This window comes from Streptomyces sp. NPDC094032, from assembly GCF_040303965.1.
In the GTDB taxonomy this organism is placed as follows: domain Bacteria; phylum Actinomycetota; class Actinomycetes; order Streptomycetales; family Streptomycetaceae; genus Streptomyces.
In genome coordinates this window covers 17275-34577 of record NZ_JBEOUE010000014.1, presented here as the reverse complement: position 1 = coordinate 34577, position 17303 = coordinate 17275, and the positions used below count along the sequence as shown (strand labels likewise).

The 17303-nt window shown below is 71.6% G+C and carries 17 protein-coding genes and 1 tRNA gene; 9 read left to right on the top strand and 9 right to left on the bottom strand.

What is annotated here, in order from left to right; translation table 11 throughout:
- The first annotated feature begins 188 nt into the window (after positions 1 to 188).
- Positions 189 to 803: a MerR family transcriptional regulator gene (locus ABTZ54_RS20600; RefSeq protein ID WP_351665485.1), complete on the top strand. Its 615-nt coding sequence runs from the start codon at positions 189 to 191 to the stop codon at positions 801 to 803.
- Between the two features lie 58 nt (positions 804 to 861).
- Here the strand turns inward: ABTZ54_RS20600 and ABTZ54_RS20595 are convergent, their stop codons facing one another.
- Positions 862 to 1665 (bottom strand): exodeoxyribonuclease III, encoded by an 804-nt coding sequence (locus ABTZ54_RS20595; protein ID WP_351665175.1) that lies wholly within the window; start codon positions 1663 to 1665, stop codon positions 862 to 864.
- 50 nt (positions 1666 to 1715) lie between these two features.
- On the opposite strand from ABTZ54_RS20595, the gene ABTZ54_RS20590 reads away from it, so the two are divergent.
- The 4 genes from ABTZ54_RS20590 (at position 1716) to ABTZ54_RS20575 (ending at position 4550) form a co-directional block, all read left to right on the top strand.
- The gene (locus tag ABTZ54_RS20590; protein ID WP_351665173.1) at positions 1716 to 2207 is read left to right on the top strand and encodes a GNAT family N-acetyltransferase; all 492 of its coding nucleotides are present in this window, start codon (positions 1716 to 1718) and stop codon (positions 2205 to 2207) included.
- Between the two features lie 183 nt (positions 2208 to 2390).
- Complete coding sequence (locus ABTZ54_RS20585) at positions 2391 to 3131, top strand: class I SAM-dependent methyltransferase (RefSeq protein WP_351665171.1); 741 nt, start codon at positions 2391 to 2393, stop codon at positions 3129 to 3131.
- 88 nt (positions 3132 to 3219) lie between these two features.
- Positions 3220 to 3897 (top strand): hypothetical protein, encoded by a 678-nt coding sequence (locus tag ABTZ54_RS20580; RefSeq protein ID WP_351665169.1) that lies wholly within the window; start codon positions 3220 to 3222, stop codon positions 3895 to 3897.
- Complete coding sequence (locus tag ABTZ54_RS20575) at positions 3894 to 4550, top strand: Fic family protein (protein WP_351665134.1); 657 nt, start codon at positions 3894 to 3896, stop codon at positions 4548 to 4550. Before ABTZ54_RS20580 ends, ABTZ54_RS20575 begins: the two co-directional genes overlap by 4 nt.
- Before the next feature lie 103 nt (positions 4551 to 4653).
- Here ABTZ54_RS20575 and ABTZ54_RS20570 read toward each other — a convergent pair.
- The 7 genes from ABTZ54_RS20570 to galU form a co-directional block, all read right to left on the bottom strand.
- Positions 4654 to 4727 (bottom strand) — tRNA-Ala (locus ABTZ54_RS20570).
- A 97-nt stretch (positions 4728 to 4824) separates the two neighbouring features.
- Positions 4825 to 5889: a divisome protein SepX/GlpR gene (gene sepX / locus ABTZ54_RS20565; protein ID WP_351665132.1), complete on the bottom strand. Its 1065-nt coding sequence runs from the start codon at positions 5887 to 5889 to the stop codon at positions 4825 to 4827.
- Positions 5890 to 6058: 169 nt separating this feature from the next.
- Positions 6059 to 6676, bottom strand: coding sequence for a GNAT family N-acetyltransferase (locus tag ABTZ54_RS20560; RefSeq protein WP_351665130.1), 618 nt, complete (start codon positions 6674 to 6676; stop codon positions 6059 to 6061).
- Complete coding sequence (locus tag ABTZ54_RS20555; RefSeq protein WP_351665483.1) at positions 6673 to 7197, bottom strand: MogA/MoaB family molybdenum cofactor biosynthesis protein; 525 nt, start codon at positions 7195 to 7197, stop codon at positions 6673 to 6675. Before ABTZ54_RS20555 ends, ABTZ54_RS20560 begins: the two co-directional genes overlap by 4 nt.
- 86 nt (positions 7198 to 7283) lie before the next feature.
- Positions 7284 to 7769, bottom strand: coding sequence for a cyclic pyranopterin monophosphate synthase MoaC (gene moaC, locus ABTZ54_RS20550; RefSeq protein ID WP_351665128.1), 486 nt, complete (start codon positions 7767 to 7769; stop codon positions 7284 to 7286).
- Between the two features lie 57 nt (positions 7770 to 7826).
- Positions 7827 to 9170, bottom strand: coding sequence for a molybdotransferase-like divisome protein Glp (gene glp / locus ABTZ54_RS20545; RefSeq protein WP_502997284.1), 1344 nt, complete (start codon positions 9168 to 9170; stop codon positions 7827 to 7829).
- Positions 9171 to 9174: 4 nt separating this feature from the next.
- Positions 9175 to 10074 carry a UTP--glucose-1-phosphate uridylyltransferase GalU gene (gene galU / locus ABTZ54_RS20540; RefSeq protein ID WP_351665126.1) on the bottom strand — a complete coding sequence of 300 codons (900 nt, stop codon included), beginning with the start codon at positions 10072 to 10074 and terminating at the stop codon, positions 9175 to 9177.
- Positions 10075 to 10210: 136 nt separating this feature from the next.
- Here galU and ABTZ54_RS20535 point away from each other — a divergent pair, with 136 nt between their 5' ends.
- Entirely contained in the window at positions 10211 to 10792 is a 582-nt protein-coding gene (locus tag ABTZ54_RS20535; protein WP_351665479.1) for a 5-formyltetrahydrofolate cyclo-ligase, read from the top strand.
- A gap of 19 nt (positions 10793 to 10811) precedes the next feature.
- Here ABTZ54_RS20535 and ABTZ54_RS20530 read toward each other — a convergent pair whose 3' ends face one another.
- On the bottom strand, positions 10812 to 13532 hold the full coding sequence (locus ABTZ54_RS20530) for a penicillin acylase family protein (protein ID WP_351665124.1): 2721 nt from the start codon (positions 13530 to 13532) through the stop codon (positions 10812 to 10814).
- 223 nt (positions 13533 to 13755) lie between these two features.
- Here ABTZ54_RS20530 and ABTZ54_RS20525 point away from each other — a divergent pair, with 223 nt between their 5' ends.
- The 3 genes from ABTZ54_RS20525 (at position 13756) to ABTZ54_RS20515 (ending at position 17237) form a co-directional block, all read left to right on the top strand.
- On the top strand, positions 13756 to 15315 hold the full coding sequence (locus ABTZ54_RS20525) for a potassium/proton antiporter (RefSeq protein ID WP_351665477.1): 1560 nt from the start codon (positions 13756 to 13758) through the stop codon (positions 15313 to 15315).
- A gap of 246 nt (positions 15316 to 15561) precedes the next feature.
- Entirely contained in the window at positions 15562 to 16839 is a 1278-nt protein-coding gene (locus ABTZ54_RS20520) for an MFS transporter (protein ID WP_351665122.1), read from the top strand.
- Positions 16840 to 16907: 68 nt separating this feature from the next.
- On the top strand, positions 16908 to 17237 hold the full coding sequence (locus ABTZ54_RS20515; protein WP_351665120.1) for an FmdB family zinc ribbon protein: 330 nt from the start codon (positions 16908 to 16910) through the stop codon (positions 17235 to 17237).
- The last annotated feature ends 66 nt before the right edge of the window (positions 17238 to 17303 follow it).

The window sequence follows — 17303 nt, the reverse complement described above, 5'->3', positions numbered from 1 at the left end:
CGGTACAACATAGGCTGGCGAGCGTGGCGAAACGATCAGGAGAACGGGTGAGGACGCGGGGGCCCGAGGTGCCGGAGGGGCGCACCGAGGACGGAGCCGCCCTGGTGGGGGGCACGGAGGACCGGGCGGCGGAGGAGGCCGCCGAGGCGGGGACGCGGAGCCCCGCCCCCGCCCCCCACGAGTACCGCATGACCGACCTCGCCGAGGCGGCCGGCATCACCGTGCGCACCCTGCGCTTCTACCGGGAGCGCGGGCTGATACCGCCGCCGCGCCGTGAGGGCCGTATCGCCTGGTACGACGAGCGCCACCTGTCCCGCCTGCGGACGATCGCCGCCCTGCTCGACCGGGGCCACACCCTCACCGGGATCGCCGACCTCACGACCGCGTTCGAGTCGGGGCGCGACGTCGGCGAGGTCCTCGAACTCGGCACCCCCACGGAGGAGGAGCCGGTCCGCCTCACCCCGGAGGAGCTGGCCGACCGCTTCGCTGGGGAGGTCACCCCGGAGAACCTGGCCGCCGCGCTGGACCTCGGCTATCTGGCGACGGACGGCGAGGACATCGTCCACGTCAGCCGCCGCCTCCTCGACGTCTCCGCCACCCTGGTCCGCGAGGGCGTCCCGCTGGCCGCCGTACTGGAGGCGGGCGGACGGGTCCGCGAGCACGCGGAGGCGCTCGCGGAGCTCTTCACGGAGCTGCTGGGGAAGTACGCGGCGGAGGGCGACCTCCAGAGGCTGCGCCCACTGGCCAAGAGCGTGGTGGAGGCGGAGCTGTCCTTGGCACTCGACCGCAGGCTGCAGGCCTGACGGGACCCTGGGCGGGGTCCTGACGGGACCCCGACAGGCTTACGGCCCCCAGGGGTGCCTACAGCTCGTACACCGCGGTGACGGGAGCGTGGTCGCTCCACCGCTCCTCGTGGGTGGCGGCCCGCTCGACGTACGCCTTGACGGCCCGCCCGGCGAGTCCGGGCGTGGCGACCTGGTAGTCGATCCGCCAGCCGCTGTCGTTGTCGAAGGCGCGCCCGCGGTAGGACCACCAGGAGTAGGGCCCGTCCTGGTCGGGGTGGAGCGCCCGTACGACGTCGACGTACCCGCCGTCGCCCTCCTCGAAGACCCGCCCCAGCCACTCCCGCTCCTCGGGGAGGAAGCCGGCGCTCTTCCGGTTGGCCTTCCAGTTCTTGAGGTCGGCCTCGCGGTGGGCGATGTTCCAGTCACCGCAGACGACGACCTCGCGCCCGTCGGCGGCGGCGCGCTCCTTGAGCTCCTTCAGATACGGCAGGAACGCGTCCATGAACCGGACCTTCTCGTCCTGCCGCTCGGTCCCGACCTCACCGGAGGGCAGGTAAAGACTGGCGACGACGACACCGGGCAGGTCCGCCTCGATGTAGCGCCCGCTGCCGTCGAACTCGCTCGACCCGAAGCCGACGCGCACGGCGTCGGGCTCGCGGCGGGTGTAGAGCGAGACACCGGCGCGCCCCTTGGCGGCGGCGGGGGCGTGAGCGGTGAACCACCCCTCGGGCGCACGCACCTCCTCGGGCAACTGGGCCTCCTCGGCGCGCACCTCCTGGAGGCAGACGGCGTCGGCGGAGGTCTGGGCCAGCCACTCGACGAAGCCCTTCTTGGCGGCGGCCCGCAGTCCGTTGACATTCACAGTCGTCACAGTGAGCATCCAGGAAGAGTACCGACCCCACGCGCCCGCATACATGTACGATGCAGCGCATGGATATACGCCCCACGCCGTACGACCACCCCGACGCGATCAAGCTCAACGACGCCGTGCAGCTGGAGTACGCCGAGCGCTACCAGGACGACGACGGCGAGGGCGAGGGCGACCTCACACCGCTCGACGCGACGATGTTCGCCCCGCCGCAGGGCCTCTACCTGATCGCGTACGCGCCCGAGGGCCACCCGGTGGCGACCGGCGGCTGGCGCTCGCAGGAGGCGAACGACGAGGGGTACGCGGACGGGGACGCCGAGCTGAAGCGGATGTACGTGATCCCCGAGGCCCGCGGCCTGGGCCTGGCCCGCCGCATCCTCGGCGCGCTGGAGGCGGACGCCCGCGCGGCCGGCCGCACCCGCATGGTCCTGGAGACGGGCACGGCCCAGCCGGAGGCCATCGCCCTGTACGTGTCGAGCGGCTACGAACCGTGCGCGAAGTTCGGCTACTACCGCGACTACCCGAACAGCCTCTGCTACGCGAAGCCCCTCTGACGGGCCCTGGCGCCCCGTACGATCCCACCAACCCCCCGCCCCCAGCACCGCGAACCACCCACCCCCACACCCCCCGGATCTTCGGACCTTCCGTCAGTTCAGCCTCGCGCCGCCCGGCGGAAGACTCTCCGCCAGAGGTCGCGGCCCGCCCGGCCGACGCCCACGACGGAGGGGAACAGCACGATGAGCGGTCAGCTGTACGACGAGATCGGCGAGGCGTTCGAGGGCTTCAAGAACCTCCCGCTGGCGCGCTACGGGGAGGTGCCGGGCTTCCTCGCCCTGGTGGGCGACGTACGGGGCAGGTCGGTCCTCGACCTGGCCTCCGGAACCGGCTTCTACAGCCGCGAGTTCAAGCGCCGCGGAGCCTCGCGCGTCCTCGGCGTCGACATCTCGGGCGAGATGATCGCCGCCGCGCGCTCCCGGGAGGAGGCGGACCCGCTGGGCATCACCTACGAGGTGGGCGACATCGCCGAACTGCCCGCCTTCGACGATCCCTTCGACGTGGCGGTGGCGGTCCAGGCCTTCAACTACGCGGACGACGTGGCGACGATCGAGCGCATGACCCGCGCCGTCCACCGCAGCCTGGCCCCGGGAGCGGAGTTCTTCCTCTTCATGCAGAACCCCGACTTCCGCCTCGGCGGCGAGTCGCTGGCCAAGTACGGCTTCACGTGCGAGCCGGTCGGCGACGAGAACGAGGTCGGCCCCCACATCCGCCTCACCGCCCTCCTCGACCCCCCGATCTCCTTCACGTCCCACCCGCCCCGCCGCGACGTCTACGAGACCACCCTGCGCTCCGCCGGCTTCACCGACCTGACCTGGGTCCCCCTGGAGATCTCCGAAGCGGGCATCGAGGAGTACGGCGAGGACTACTGGACCGCCTTCACCGAGAACCCCGCCTTGACCATGCTCCGCTGCCGCGCCTGACTGTCGGACGCGTGGGTGGCGTACCGCTTCACCTCCGCTCTCCATATTGCGTTGGAGTTCGTACAGGTGAGCAGGGCAGAGTGAGGTGGTGAGCGATCTGAGGGCAAGCACCCTGACCTGGGCAGAAGTCGATCCGTTGCGGCATCCGTTCGAGCTGGACGAGGATGCGGCGAAGGCGTTGGCCGGTCTTGTCGCACCCTTGCTGCCCAGTCCTGAGGCCATGGAAGAACTCTGGCCGCACTCGCTGGACCCGGTCACCGAGTTCCTGGTGAACCGGTACGGCCGGTGGGCCTCTGGCTGGGACTGGTCGGTGGGCGAGGGCGACAACGACGGCGGGGTCGTCGACGTGTGGTGCTGCGCCAACCATTCCATGACGACGGCGGACGCAACCGCCCCGTTGGCCGTCACGGCCCTGCTCGAGTGGCGCGACTGGATCGAGGATCTGGCGGAGCGCTTCTCCGCCTTGGCGCCGCCGTCGCACTCGGCGGTGCCGCTGTCCTCTGTGGATCCCTGGTACTGGGAGCGTGCGTGCACACGACTGGTGACCGTGGTGGCCGACCGGACACGGGCCCATAGCGGCTGGTACGGACACTGCATGCAGGTCCTCGAATGGTTCCTCGCCTACAGCGGCATCGACGAGGAACGAGCCCGGGAGATCGTGGAAAGCGCGGTCGGCGGCCGGTTCAGCAGCTGGGCCGCACCGGATGTCGTACTGGTCGACACGGTGAGTTCGCGGTTCGCCCGGACGGTGGACGGAAACCTGTGACGTCCGGGCCCAGCCACCATCCGGACGCGCTCGCGGACTGGCTGCGCGTTCGCCCACAGATCTCCTGGCCGCGCTGGAGCGGCACTCGCCCCGACGCGGGAACACCGGCGTACGACGGCTTCCGGAACTTCTTCACCACCACACGCGGCAGCCGCGACGCCGAAGGGACCAAACGCGTCCTGACCGCCCTCGACTTGGCGCTCGCCGACGCGGCACAGGGCAGGCGGCTGAGCTTCGCCCTCCTGGCGGGCTGGCAGCGGACGGTCCTGGACCAGGATTCCGCCCCTTTCCGCACAGTGCCGGCCTTCGCGAAGGCCGGGCGGGAACGCTACGGCCTGACACCCGACACTCCAGCGTGCTTCGAGCGCTGTCTGTCCGAGAGCGCCCACCGGGACCTGCCCCTCCCGTCACGCGCCGCCCGGGCCTACCTCGACGTCCTGTTCTTCCATCCGTTCGAAGACGGCAACGCCCGCGCGGCCATGCTGGCACTGGCCTTCGTCCTCACCCGCGAACGCGTCCCACTCGACCAGGTACACCCACTCCAGGCCACCCGCTGGGCCGACGACGCCGACGGCGCGGCCGACCTGGCGGCGCTGCTCGGAATCCTGGTCACCGCGGCGGAGCGCCGCCGGTCCGACGGAAGGCCGTCATGACCCTCCTCTGAACACACCCCACAAACGCCGAGATCCCGCCCCGCCTTCCGGCGGAACGGGATCTCGTGACGATTCCCGAGAGCTACTCGAGAACTGTCGTCTGTGGACCTGTGGGGATTTGAACCCCAGACCCCCTCGATGCGAACGAGGTGCGCTACCAGACTGCGCCACAGGCCCTTGCGACGTGTGAAACATTAGCATCCCGACCGGGGTAGTTGGAAATCCGCTCCCCCGCAGGTCAGCCGGGGGGTGTCGCGGGCCCCCGGGGGACGGGTCATTCGTTGGCCGCTCGGGGGCGGTCGTCGTCCGCGTACTGGTCGAAGAGTGGGGTGCGGCCGTGGTCGCGGCGGGCTCGGGGCTGGGCCGTGCGCTGGCGGGGGGCCGGGGTGGGGGCGGGGGGCGGGGTCGGGTCCGCCGCCGTGGAGGAGCGGGCCGCGCTCCAGGTCTCCGGGTCCGTGATGTCGACGCCGCTGGAGGCGCGCGGGGCGACCGGGGCGGTGACGTACGTCGGGAGCGGGACCGGGACCGGCTCCCAGCTGTCGCCGCGGGCGGGGCCGCGGTCGCGCTGCTGGTCCACCCACTCGGCGTGGTCCGTCTGCTCCACCAGGGCGCGCCGGCCCGCCTCCTGCGGCGACACCGCCGGGGCGGGCGCCGGGGGCTCGGCGGGTGCGGGCTCGGGCGTCGGGGCGGGGCGGCGGCTCTCGCGCAGGCGGGCGGCGGCGGCCTCGGCGTTGCGGCGGTCCATCACGTAGACGAAGCGCCGGCGCTCCTGGACGCGCAGGTACACGATGTACGCGCTCAGGAGCACGGCCGGGACGGCGGGTGCCCACAGGAAGGCGAGGCCGCCGACGGCCGCGACGACCGCGCCGAGGGTGAAGGCCACGAAGAGGAGCACCGTGGTGCGCCGGCGCCGGGCCAACGCCTTGCCCCTGCGGGCCCGCTCGGCGGCCGCGCTCGGCGCACGCCGGGCGGACGCGGGGGCGGGCACGGGCACGGGCGCGGGGGTCTGGGCCTGGGGCGGGTCCGGGAGCTCCAGGCGGGCTTCCGTCCTGGCCGCGGGCGCGCAGAAGCCCCGGACGTCGACCGAGCTCAGATGCTCCGTCGCCGCGTCCGGGTCCACCTCGGGCGCCACTCCCTCAGCCGCACGATCCCGGCCCTTGAGCTCCTTGGCGTACCGGCGCTCCATTCCCGCCCGTCCGGACAGCAGCCGGATGGCGGTGCTGAAGCGTTCCGTCGGACGGGCTTCGTTCAGCTCGTCCTGCCTGCGGAGCCACATCGGCACCAGGTAGGCGGCCCAGGCCCCGACGATGACTGCGTAGATGAGGCCGCTGCTGCTCACGCCTCACACCGTAGAGGGGTTCGCGTGGAGGCATCGGCCAATTGGGCCGGTGTGTCGCACGATCTGGCTGATATCACTGAATTTTTTTGTGATTGTTCAGACCGATTGAGGCCTTTGGGTGCCAACTGGGGATGAAATTCGAACACTTATATCAATTCAGGGAGTCCGGTCAGTGATGCTGGCGGCGCGCCTGGTGCCAGCGGCGCAGCAGCCCCTCCGGCACCTCCTCCGCCGTCAGCGCGAAGACCAGATGGTCCCGCCAGGCGCCGTCGATGTGCAGGTACCGGGGGCGCAGCCCCTCCTCGCGGAAGCCCAGCTTCTCCACGACCCGCCGCGACGGACCGTTCTCCGGCCGGATGCACACCTCCATCCGGTGCAGCCCCACCGTGCGGAAGCAGTGGTCGACGGCGAGCGCGACCGCCGTCGGCATGACACCCCGGCCGGCCACCTCGCTGTCCACCCAGTAGCCGACGTGCCCCGAGCACATCGAGCCCCAGGTGATCCCGGCGACCGTCAACTGCCCCACCAGGCGTCCCTGGTACTCGATCACGAACGGCAGCATCCGCCCCGCGTTCGCCTCGGCCCGCAGATGGCGCACCATCTGGCGGTACGTGGGGCGCTGCGCGAGCGGCCCGCCGGGCCCGGGCGGCGGGACGGTCGCCTCCCAGGGGCGCAGCCAGTCACGGTTGCGCCGGTTCACCTCGCGCCAGGCCCGCTGGTCGCGCATCTTTATCGGGCGGAGCAGCACATCGCCGTCCACCAGGACCACGGGCCAGGACGGGGTCATGATTCCGGGCCCGCTTCCGGCACGGGTCTCGGGTGGTCGCCGCCGCGGATCTGGTCGACGGCGTGCACGAGCAGCGGCCCCAGGACGTCCATCCCGTCCCGTACCCCGCCCGTCGAACCCGGCAGGTTCACGATCAGCGTCCCGCCGGCCACCCCGGCGAGACCCCGGGACAGCGCCGCGGTCGGCACCTTCTCCCGGCCGTACGCGCGGATCGCCTCCGGGATGCCGGGGATCTCCCGCTCCAGGACGCGGCGGGTGACCTCGGGGGTCTCGTCGGTGGGCGAGATGCCCGTACCGCCCGTGGTGACGATCGCGTCGTACCCGGCGGCGACCCCGGCGCGCAGCACGGCCTCGACGGGCGCCCCGTCCGGGACGACCCGCGGGCCGTCCACGGCGAAGCCGAGCCCGCGCAGCGCCTCGGCGATCAGCGGGCCGCCCTTGTCCTCGTAGACCCCGGCGGCCGCCCGGTTGGAGGCGGTGACGACGAGCGCGGCGTACGGGGCGGTGAGCGCGCCGCCGATCCCGGCGCCGAGCGCGGACGGGGCCGGAGGGTGCGCCTCGTGCTCGTGCTCGTGGTCGTGCGCCCCCGTCACCCGGCCCGCGCGCGTCACGCCTCGCTCCGCGTCCAGTGGCCCGACTTTCCGCCCGTCTTCTCCTCGACCCGTACGTCGGAGATGACCGCGCCCTTGTCGACCGCCTTCACCATGTCGACGACGGTCAGCGCCGCCACCGACACCGCCGTCAGGGCCTCCATCTCGACGCCCGTGCGGTCCGTGGTCTTCACGGTCGCCAGGATCTCGACCGCGTCGTCCGTGACCGCCAGGTCCAGGGTGACGCCCGAGACGGCCAGCGGGTGGCAGAGCGGGATCAGGTCGGGGGTCTTCTTGGCGCCCATGATCCCGGCGATCCGGGCCGTGGCGAGCGCGTCGCCCTTCGGGACCCCCTCGCCGCGCAGCAGCTCGATCACGCGCGGCGAGACGAGGACGCGGCCGCTGGCGCGGGCGGTGCGGGCCGTGACGTCCTTCGCGGAGACGTCGACCATGCGGGCCGCCCCCGCCTCGTCGATGTGGGTGAGTCCTTGCTGCGTGCTCATGGCGGTGACACTCCCGGTCGCTGTGTGGGACGACACGGTACCCCCACCTGGGCCTCCTCAGCCGAGGAGGACCACGTCCAGCTCGGTGCCGGGCTCGACGGCGGTCACCTCCTCCGGTACGACGAGCAGCGCGTCCGCGTGCGCGAGCGCGCCGATCAGGTGCGAGCCGGATCCGCCCACGGGGGTGACGGTGCCCGACCCGGCGTCGTACGTCCCGCGCAGGAACTGGCGCCGCCCCTCCGGCGAGGACAGCGTCCGCTCCCCCGCGAGCGCCGCCCGGACCGTCGGCCGCGCGAGATCGGGCCGGTCGGCGAGGCCCATGAGCGCGCGGATCGCGGGCCGGACGAACAGCTCGAACGACACGTACGAGGAGACCGGGTTCCCCGGCAGCGCGAGCAGCGGGATGTGGTCCGGGCCGATCATGCCGAAGCCCTGCGGCTTGCCCGGCTGCATGGCCAGCTTGCGGAAGTCGACCTCGCCGTCCGCCGTCAGCGCCTCCTTGACGACGTCGTACGCCCCGACGCTGACCCCGCCGGTGGTGACGATCAGGTCGGCCCGGATCAGCTGGTCCTCGATCGCGGACCGCAGCGACTCGGCGTCGTCCGCGACGGCCGGCACGCGGAAGGCGAGCGCTCCGGCGTCGCGCGCGGCGGCGGCCAGCGCGAAGCTGTTGGAGTCGTAGATCTGGCCCTCGGCCAACGGCTCGCCGGGCTGTGCCAGTTCGCTGCCGGTGGAGAGCACGACCACGCGCGGGCGGGGCCGCACCCGCACCGTGCCGCGGCCGATCGCCGCGAGCAGGCCGATCTGCGGCGGCCCGAGGACCGTGCCCGCCGCGAGGGCCAGCTCGCCGGCCGTGACGTCGCTGCCGCGCTCCCGGACGTGGGCGCGGGCCTCGGCCGCGCGGTGGACGCGGACCTCACCGGCCGCGCCCTCCGGGGCGGCGCTCGCGGGGCGCATCGAGCCGGCCGCGCCCCCGCCCGTACCGCCGTCGGTCCATTCGACGGGCACGACGGCCTCGGCGCCCGGGGGCAGCGGGGCGCCGGTCATGATCCGGGCGGCCTGCCCGGGGCCGACCTCGGGCAGCCCGCCCGCGCCCGCGGCGACGTCGCCGATGACGGTCAGGACGGCCGGGAACTCCTCGCTCGCCCCGGCCACGTCGGCGACCCGGACCGCGTACCCGTCCATGGAGCTGTTGTCGAAGGGCGGCAGCGCGACCGGCACCGTGACGTCCTCGACCAGGACACAGCCCTGGGCCTCGGGCAGTTGCAGCTCGATGGGTTCGAGCGGGGCGACCGCCGCCAGGATGTCGCCGAGGTGCTCGTCGACGGACCACAGGCCGCGGGCGGGGCCGGCGCAGGGGTCGGACGGGCCGTGGTCCGACGGTGCCGTACTGCTGCTCAAGGTGCTACATCTCCTCGCTGACGTACCTGCGGAGCCAGGTCCGGAAGTCCGGTCCCAGATCTTCACGTTCGCACGCCAGTCTGACAATGGCCCGCAGATAGTCCCCGCGGTCCCCGGTGTCGTAGCGTCGGCCCTTGAAGACCACGCCGTGCACCGGGCCGCCGGCCCGCTCGTCCTGGACCAGCTTCTGCAGCGCGTCGGTGAGCTGGATCTCGCCCCCGCGGCCCGGCTCGGTCTCCCGCAGTATGGCGAAGACGGCGGGGTCCAGGACGTACCGGCCGATGACCGCGTAGTTGCTGGGCGCCTCCGCCGGGTCCGGCTTCTCCACCAGACCCGTCACCTTCACCACGTCCGATTCGCCGGTCGGGCCGACCGCCGCGCTGCCGTAGAGGTGGATCTGGGAGGGCTCGACCTCCATCAGCGCGACGACGCTGCCGCCGAAGCGCTCGCGCACCTCGATCATCCGCGCGAGGAGCGGGTCGCGCGGATCGATCAGGTCGTCGCCCAGGAGGACGGCGAACGGCTCGTCGCCCACGTGCGGGGCCGCGCACAGCACGGCGTGCCCGAGACCGCGCGGATCGCCCTGGCGCACGTAGTGCATGGTCGCCAGATCGCTGGACTCCTGGACCTTCGCGAGGCGTTCCCCGTCGCCCTTGCGGGTCAGCGCCTCCTCCAGCTCGTAGTTCCGGTCGAAGTGGTCCTCCAGGGGCCGCTTGTTGCGGCCGGTGACCATCAGGACGTCCGAGAGCCCGGCCGCGACGGCCTCCTCGACGACGTACTGGATAGCCGGTTTATCTACGACCGGGAGCATTTCCTTAGGCGTCGCCTTGGTCGCCGGGAGGAACCGGGTGCCGAGACCGGCGGCCGGGATGACAGCCTTGGTGAGGGACGGCGTCTGAGTCATGCGCTGCACCCTAGCCGTTCGGTATGGGAAGGAAATGAGAAAAGTCGCGGCTCCCGTGAGCTTTCTCGACCTCGTACCGCTACCTCCCGATACAAGAGGAATTCGAGCCGCGTTGAGCCAGGAACCGGGTACGGAACTGTCCGAGAAGACCGTCTTGCGCCGTGCACTGCTCGGCGCCCGCGCCGCGTTGACGCCCGACGCCACCGGACGGGCCGCCGAGCTCCTCGCGCGGTCCGCGCTGGAGCTCGCCGAGCTCGCCGGGGCGAGGACGGTCGCCGCCTATGTCTCGGTGGGGCGTGAACCGGGCACGCGCGCGCTCCTCGACGCGCTGCGCGAGCGGGGCGTACGGGTCCTGCTGCCGGTGCTGCTGCCCGACAACGACCTCGACTGGGCCGTCTACGAAGGGCCCGAGCGGCTCGCGAAGGCGGGCCGGGGACTGCTCGAACCGGTCGGCGAACGCCTCGGGCCCGAGGCCGTGTGCGCCGCCGACGCGGTGCTGCTTCCGGGCCTCGCGGTCGACGCGCGGGGCCTGCGGCTCGGGCGGGGCGGCGGTTCGTACGACCGGGTCCTCGCCCGGCTCGTACGGGCCGGGGCGGATCCGGCCCTGGTCGTGCTCCTCTACGCGAACGAGGTGGTCGCGCGGGTCCCGGAGGAACCGCACGACCACCCCGTGCACGCGGTGGTGACCCCGGAGGGGGTCCGGCGCTTCGCGCCCTGAACCCCTCCCTCCCCGGCCCTTAGGGCTGGAGCGTCAAGGTGTCCTTGGCGGCGGTGTCGACCGCCGCCTTCCCGTACGGCCAGTCCAGCAGCTCGCCCTTCACCCACTTGTCGGTCTGGTCCGTGTAGTGGCTGTTGAACGCGTGGCCGGAGGCGCCGGTGAGGTTGATCCACCGGGACTTGTCCCAGTCGCCGACGTTGACGACCATCCGCATCGACGGCACCCAGATCACGTCGTAGCCGCCCGCCGCGTTCCAGCCGGTGGCGTCGACGGCGGCCTCGCCGCCGCCCAGGTTCCACGGGCCGCGGTTGAGCAGCGACTGCACGAAGCCGGGGCCCGCGGTGCCGAGCGTCTGGTTCTCCAGGGTCAGCTGGTGCAGCCGGCCCCAGCTCCAGGTCGAGACGTCCTTGCCCAGCTTGGCGGTCAGCTCCCAGCGGGCGTCCTTCATGGCCTGCGCGAGCAGCTGGTCACGGGTCTCGGTGGGGGCGTTCAGCCGGTCGCCCGGCGTCTTCCACCACTGGTTCTTCTCCTGCTTGAGCAGCGGGCGGACCACCTCGTACCAGCGGTCGCCGCCGTCCGGCTGCGCCGAGTCGGCATCGCGCTCGCCGCACTCGCGGACCAGCTTGTTCTGCTCGTCGACCGGCCCGGTGGCGTCGGTCCGGCGCACGTTGATGCACTCGCCCTCGACACGCAGCTCCTTGGGCAGCTTGTCGCCGAAGGCCAGCTTGAGGACGTTGCGCCACACCGCGTTGAAGTACGCGGCGGCCGCCGAGTCCGGCTCCTGGGTGTAGTCCCAGCCCTCCAGCAGCTTCTGCGCCTCGCGGACCTGCGGGTCGGCGACGTCGATCTTCAGCAGCAGCGGGTTGAGCAGGGTCGCGATCTCGCTGCGGTTGTCCATCTGCATGGACTGCATGTCGTCCGGCGAGATCTTGCCGCCGTCCTTGATCTTCGACTCGATGAGGTCGTTGATCCGCTGGCTGCGCGAGCCGTAGCCCCAGTCCTTGGTGAGGAGGTAGGGGTACTTCTTCTCGTCGATGACGGCCTGGTTGGCGGTCACGATGTAGCCGCGCGCCGGGTCGTACTCGTAGGGCAGCTCCCCGAAGGGGATGTAGCCCTTCCAGTCGTACGAGGAGTCCCAGCCGGGCGCGGGCATGGTGCCGTCGTAGCCCTTGGCACGGACCGGGATCTTGCCGGGCGACTGGTAGCCGATGTGGCCTTCGGTGTCGGCGTAGATCAGGTTCTGCGACGGGACCTCGAAGTCCTTGGCCGCGGCGCGGAAGGTCGTGAAGTCCTTGGCGCGGTTGAGCTCGAAGACGGCGTCCATCGACTTGCCGGGCTGGAGCGCGGTCCAGCGCAGCGCGACGCCGTAGCCGGTGCCGCGGTCGGGGGCGGCGTTGCCGACGGGGGCGTTCTGGCCGACCTTCTCCATCTCGGTGGAGCGGTCGGAGACCAGCGGGCCGTTCTCGGTGGAGCGGACCGTGATGGTGCGGTCGCCGCCGCCGGCGACCTTGATGGTCTCCTCGCGGGTCCGGAACGGCTTGACCTTGCCGTCGACGACATAGCCCTGCTCGCCGACCTTCTCCAGGTAGAGGTCGGTGACGTCGGCGCCCAGGTTGGTGAAGCCCCAGGCGATCGAGTCGTTGTGGCCGATGATCACGCCGGGGGTGCCGGAGAAGGTGTAGCCGGCGACGTCGTAGCGGCAGGTGGCCGAGACGGAGCGGCAGTGCAGGCCCATCTGGTACCAGAGGGACGGCAGCATCGGCGCGAGGTGCGGGTCGTTGGCGAGCAGCGGCTTGCCGGAGGTCGTGTACTTCCCGGAGACGACCCAGGAGTTCGAGCCGATGCCGTTGCCGTTGGGGCCGATCAGCGCGGGGATCTCGTCGAGGGAGTCGGAGAGCGCGGAGAGCTGCGACTGGACGCCGCCGAGCGCGTCGGCACCGCTGTCGCCGCTCGCGCCGCCGTGGGCCTCGGCCTTGGGGTCGAACTTGCCGGTGATCTTGTCGACGGCGCCCTGCGTGACGATCGGCTGGTGGAGCTCGTACGGGTAGGCCGGGTAGAGGTCCTTGATCTGCTGCGCGGTGAGCCGGCCGGCCATCAGCGAACGGTCGATCTCGTCCTGCATGTTGCCGCGCAGGTCCCAGGCCATCGCCTTGAGCCAGGCCACCGAGTCGACCGGGCTCCACGGCTCGATCGTGTAGTCGTTGGTGAAGGCCAGGGCCGCGTACTCGACGGAGATGTCCGACGGGTCCCGGTCCTTGAGATAGGCGTTGACGCCCTCGGCGTACGCCTGGAGATTCTTCTTGGTGTCCGCCGACAGGACCTTGTCGTACTCCTGCTGCGCGACCTGCCGCCAGCCGAGCGTGCGCAGGAAGGCGTCGGTGTCGACCTGGCTCTTGCCGAACATCTCGGAGAGGCGGCCGGCCGTCATGTGGCGGCGGACGTCCATCTCGTAGAAGCGGTCCTGGGCCTGGACGAAGCCCTGGGCGCGGAAGAGATCGGCCTCGTTGTCGGCGTAGATCTGCGGGACGCCGTAGGCGTCGCGCTTCACCTCGACCGGTCCGGAGAGCTTGTCGATCCTGAGGGTGCCCGTGGTCTGCGGGAACGAGCCCCGGACGGTGGTGACCCCCCAGTACGCCCCGTACCCGACGCCCGCGACCAGCGCGAGCACCAGGACGAGGACGATCAGGCGGGCACGCCGCCCCTTCTTCTTGGCGGGGGGCGCGGTCGTGTTGGAGGGCATCGCTGTCCTTCGAGGGGCAGGGTGGTCCTGGAGTACGGGAGCAACCTTAGGCGCAGCGTCCGGAGCGCCCGGACGCGGTGTCAGGAAGAGAACCGTACTTATACGCATGGATGTGCGATGGAACACCAAGGAGGCGTCAAGAAAACGTTAAAGATTAGGTAAGGTAACGAAGTACCGGCGCTGGAGGAACGATCCAGCTGCACGTGAGGGGAAGGATCGGCCACTGACTGTCCACCAGCTCAATGAACTCCTGCTCATCTGCTCGCTCGTACTGCTCATCGCTGTCGCGGCGGTGCGGATCTCCTCCCGGAGCGGGCTCCCCAGCCTCCTGCTCTATCTCGGGATCGGGGTCGCCATGGGGCAGGACGGCATCGGCAACGTCGCCTTCGACAACGCCGAACTGACCCAGGTGATCGGCTATGCCGCACTCGTGGTGATCCTGGCCGAGGGTGGCCTGGGCACCAAGTGGAAGGAGATCAAACCCGCGTTGCCCGCGGCGGTCGTCCTGTCGACCGTCGGCGTCGCGGTGAGCGTGGGCATCACAGCCTCGGCCGCGCACTACCTCGTCGGCCTGGAATGGCAGCAGGCCCTCATCATCGGCGCCGTCGTCTCCTCCACCGACGCCGCCGCCGTCTTCTCCGTCCTCCGCAAGGTGCCGCTGCCCTCCCGGGTCACCGGCGTCCTGGAGGCCGAGTCCGGCTTCAACGACGCCCCCGTCGTCATCCTGGTCGTCGCCTTCTCCACCGCGGGCCCCGTCGACGCCTGGTACCTCCTCGTCGGCGAGATCGCCCTGGAGCTCGCCATCGGCGTCGCCATCGGCCTCGCCGTCGGCTTCCTCGGCGCCTATGGACTGCGCCACATCGCGCTGCCCGCCTCCGGCCTCTACCCGATCGCCGTCATGGCCATCGCCGTCGTCGCCTACGCCGCCGGCGCCATGGCCCACGGCTCCGGCTTCCTCGCCGTCTACCTGGCCTCGATGGTGCTCGGCAACGCCAAGCTGCCGCACGCCCCCGCCAACCGGGGCTTCGCCGAGGGACTCGGCTGGATCGCCCAGATCGGCATGTTCGTCCTGCTCGGCCTGCTCGTCACCCCGCACGAGCTCGGCAACGACTTCTGGCCGGCCGTCGTCATCGGCCTCGTCCTCACCATGGTCGCCCGCCCCATGGAGGTCTTCGTCAGCCTCCTTCCCTTCCGCATCCCCTGGCAGGAGCAGGCCCTGATGTCCTGGGCCGGCCTGCGCGGAGCCGTGCCGATCATCCTCGCCACCATCCCGATGGTCTCCGGGATCGAGGGCAGCGAGCGGATCTTCAACATCGTCTTCGTGCTCGTCGTCGTCTACACCCTGGTCCAGGGCCCGACCCTGCCCTGGCTGGCCAAGGCCCTCAAGCTGGGGGACTCGGCCGAGGCCGCCGACCTCGGCGTCGAGTCCGCCCCCCTGGAGCGGCTGCGCGGACACCTGCTCTCCGTGGCCATCCCGGAGAGCTCCAAGATGCACGGCGTCGAGGTCGCCGAGCTCCGACTGCCCGCCGGGGCGGCCGTCACCCTGGTCGTCCGCGAGGACGCCAGCTTCGTCCCCGGCCCCGCCACCGTGCTGCGACGCGGCGACGAGCTCCTCGTGGTCGCCACCGACCCGGTACGGGACGCCACCGAGCGCCGGCTGCGCGCGGTCGGCCAGGGCGGCAAGCTGGCCGGCTGGCTGGGCACCGGCGGCGCCACAGCCGTCGCCGCCCCCGAACGCCACCGGGGTCCCCGCGCGAACCCCTTCCGGCGAACATCCGGTTAATCCCAGGCATTAATTCAGGACCGAGGGCGTTTTCCCAGGCGGGAAGACGCCCTTCCCTGTACCATGAAGGCACACTTGATCGAACCAACTCTGCCTGACGCAGAGCTGGCGCGACCGTATGGCGGCCGCGGCGCCCTCCAGCCTGGGGCCCGGTATCTACCGCAGTTCCGCGCATGAGGACAGCTCTCGGCGATACCCGCACCACCGTGCACGGGCCCGCTACCAGGCGGCGGAAAGGCATGGACCGTGGCGTCCACGGTCTCGGAGAAGCGGCCCGGCTACGGGCAGCTGCTGCGCACTCCTGGTGCTCTCTCCTTCCTTCTGCCGGGCTTCGCGGCCCGGCAGCCCTTCGCGATGCTGACCATCGGCATCGTGCTGCTCGTCCAGCACACCACCGGCTCCTACGGCAGCGCCGGTGCCGTCGCCGCCGTCACCGGCGTCTCGATGGCACTGTTCGCCCCGCAGACCGGCAAGCTGGCCGACCGCTTCGGCCAGCGGGCCGTCCTCATCCCCGGTGTGCTCATCCACACCGCCTCGGTCTCCCTTCTGGTCGCGCTGGCCCTCGCCGGCGCCCCGATGTGGGCCCTGTTCCTCGCAGCCGTCCCCTCCGGCGCCTCCGTGCCGCAGGTCGGGCCCATGGTCCGGGCCCGCTGGGCCGCCAAGCTGGACGGCACGCCCCTGATGCCGACCGCCGCGGCCTTCGAATCGGTCACCGACGAGTTCACCTTCGTCGTCGGCCCGGTCCTCGCCACCGCCCTGTGCACCGGCGTGCACCCGGCGGCCGGCCTGATCGCCGAGGCCGCCCTCACCCTGGTCGGCGGCCTGTTCTTCGCCGCCCAGCGCAGCACCCAGCCCGCCTTCGGCCTGACCGCCGCCGCCGGCCAGACGGACGGCGAGCCGCACCGCTCGGCCCTGTCCATCCCCGGCGTCCGGGTCCTCGCCATCGCCTTCCTGGGCATCGGCTCCGTCTTCGGCGGCATGCAGGTCTCGCTCACCGCCTTCAGCGAGGAGATCGGCAACCCCGGCGCCAACGGCCTGCTGTACGGCATCTTCGCCGCCGGCAACATGCTCGCCGGTATCGCCATGGGTGCCGTCGCCTGGAAGATCGGCCCGCGTCGTCGGCTGATCCTCGGCTACATCGGTCTCACCATCGCCGCCTCCCTTCTGTGGACCACGCACTCCGTCCTGCTGCTCGGCGCCCTCGGCCTGGTCGTGGGTCTGTGCATCGCCCCGGCGCTGATCACCGGCTACACGATCGTCGAGACCCTGGTCCCGGCCACGTCCCGCACCGAGGCCTTCACCTGGCTCACCGGCGCCGTGGCCCTGGGCCAGGCCGCCGCCGTCACGGTCGCCGGCCGCCTGGCCGACGCCCACGGCGCGAGCACCGGTTTCCTGGTGCCGATGGCGGGCACCGTGCTCGCCCTCGCCACCCTGATCGCCCGTCGCACGCGGCTCCAGCCGCGCGCGACGGGCCGCGTCGCCGCGCGTGGCATCGGTCACCGAGTTCCCGTGACGGTGGACTGAACCGGCGGAATACGTCACTATGGATCGTCGTTAGCACTCGATGAGTGTGAGTGCCAGGAGGAAGACAAGTGCCGACCTACCAGTACCAGTGCACCGAGTGCGGCGAGGGCCTCGAGGCGGTGCAGAAGTTCACGGATGACGCTCTGACCGAGTGCCCGAACTGCAAGGGACGCCTGAAGAAGGTGTTCTCGGCCGTTGGCATCGTGTTCAAGGGCTCCGGCTTCTACCGGAACGACAGCCGCGGCTCGTCGTCCAGCAGCTCGCCGGCCTCGTCGAAGTCCTCTTCGTCGTCGTCCTCCACTGCGTCGTCGTCCTCTGCGTCGACCTCCACGTCCTCGTCTTCGTCCTCCTCGGACTCGAAGCCGGCGGCCTCGTCGAGCTCCACCTCGGCGGCCTGATCCACCCTTCTCGCGTCTGCCCTGCCGATTCCCATCGGCGGGGCATCTCGCGTTTCGGGGCGGCTA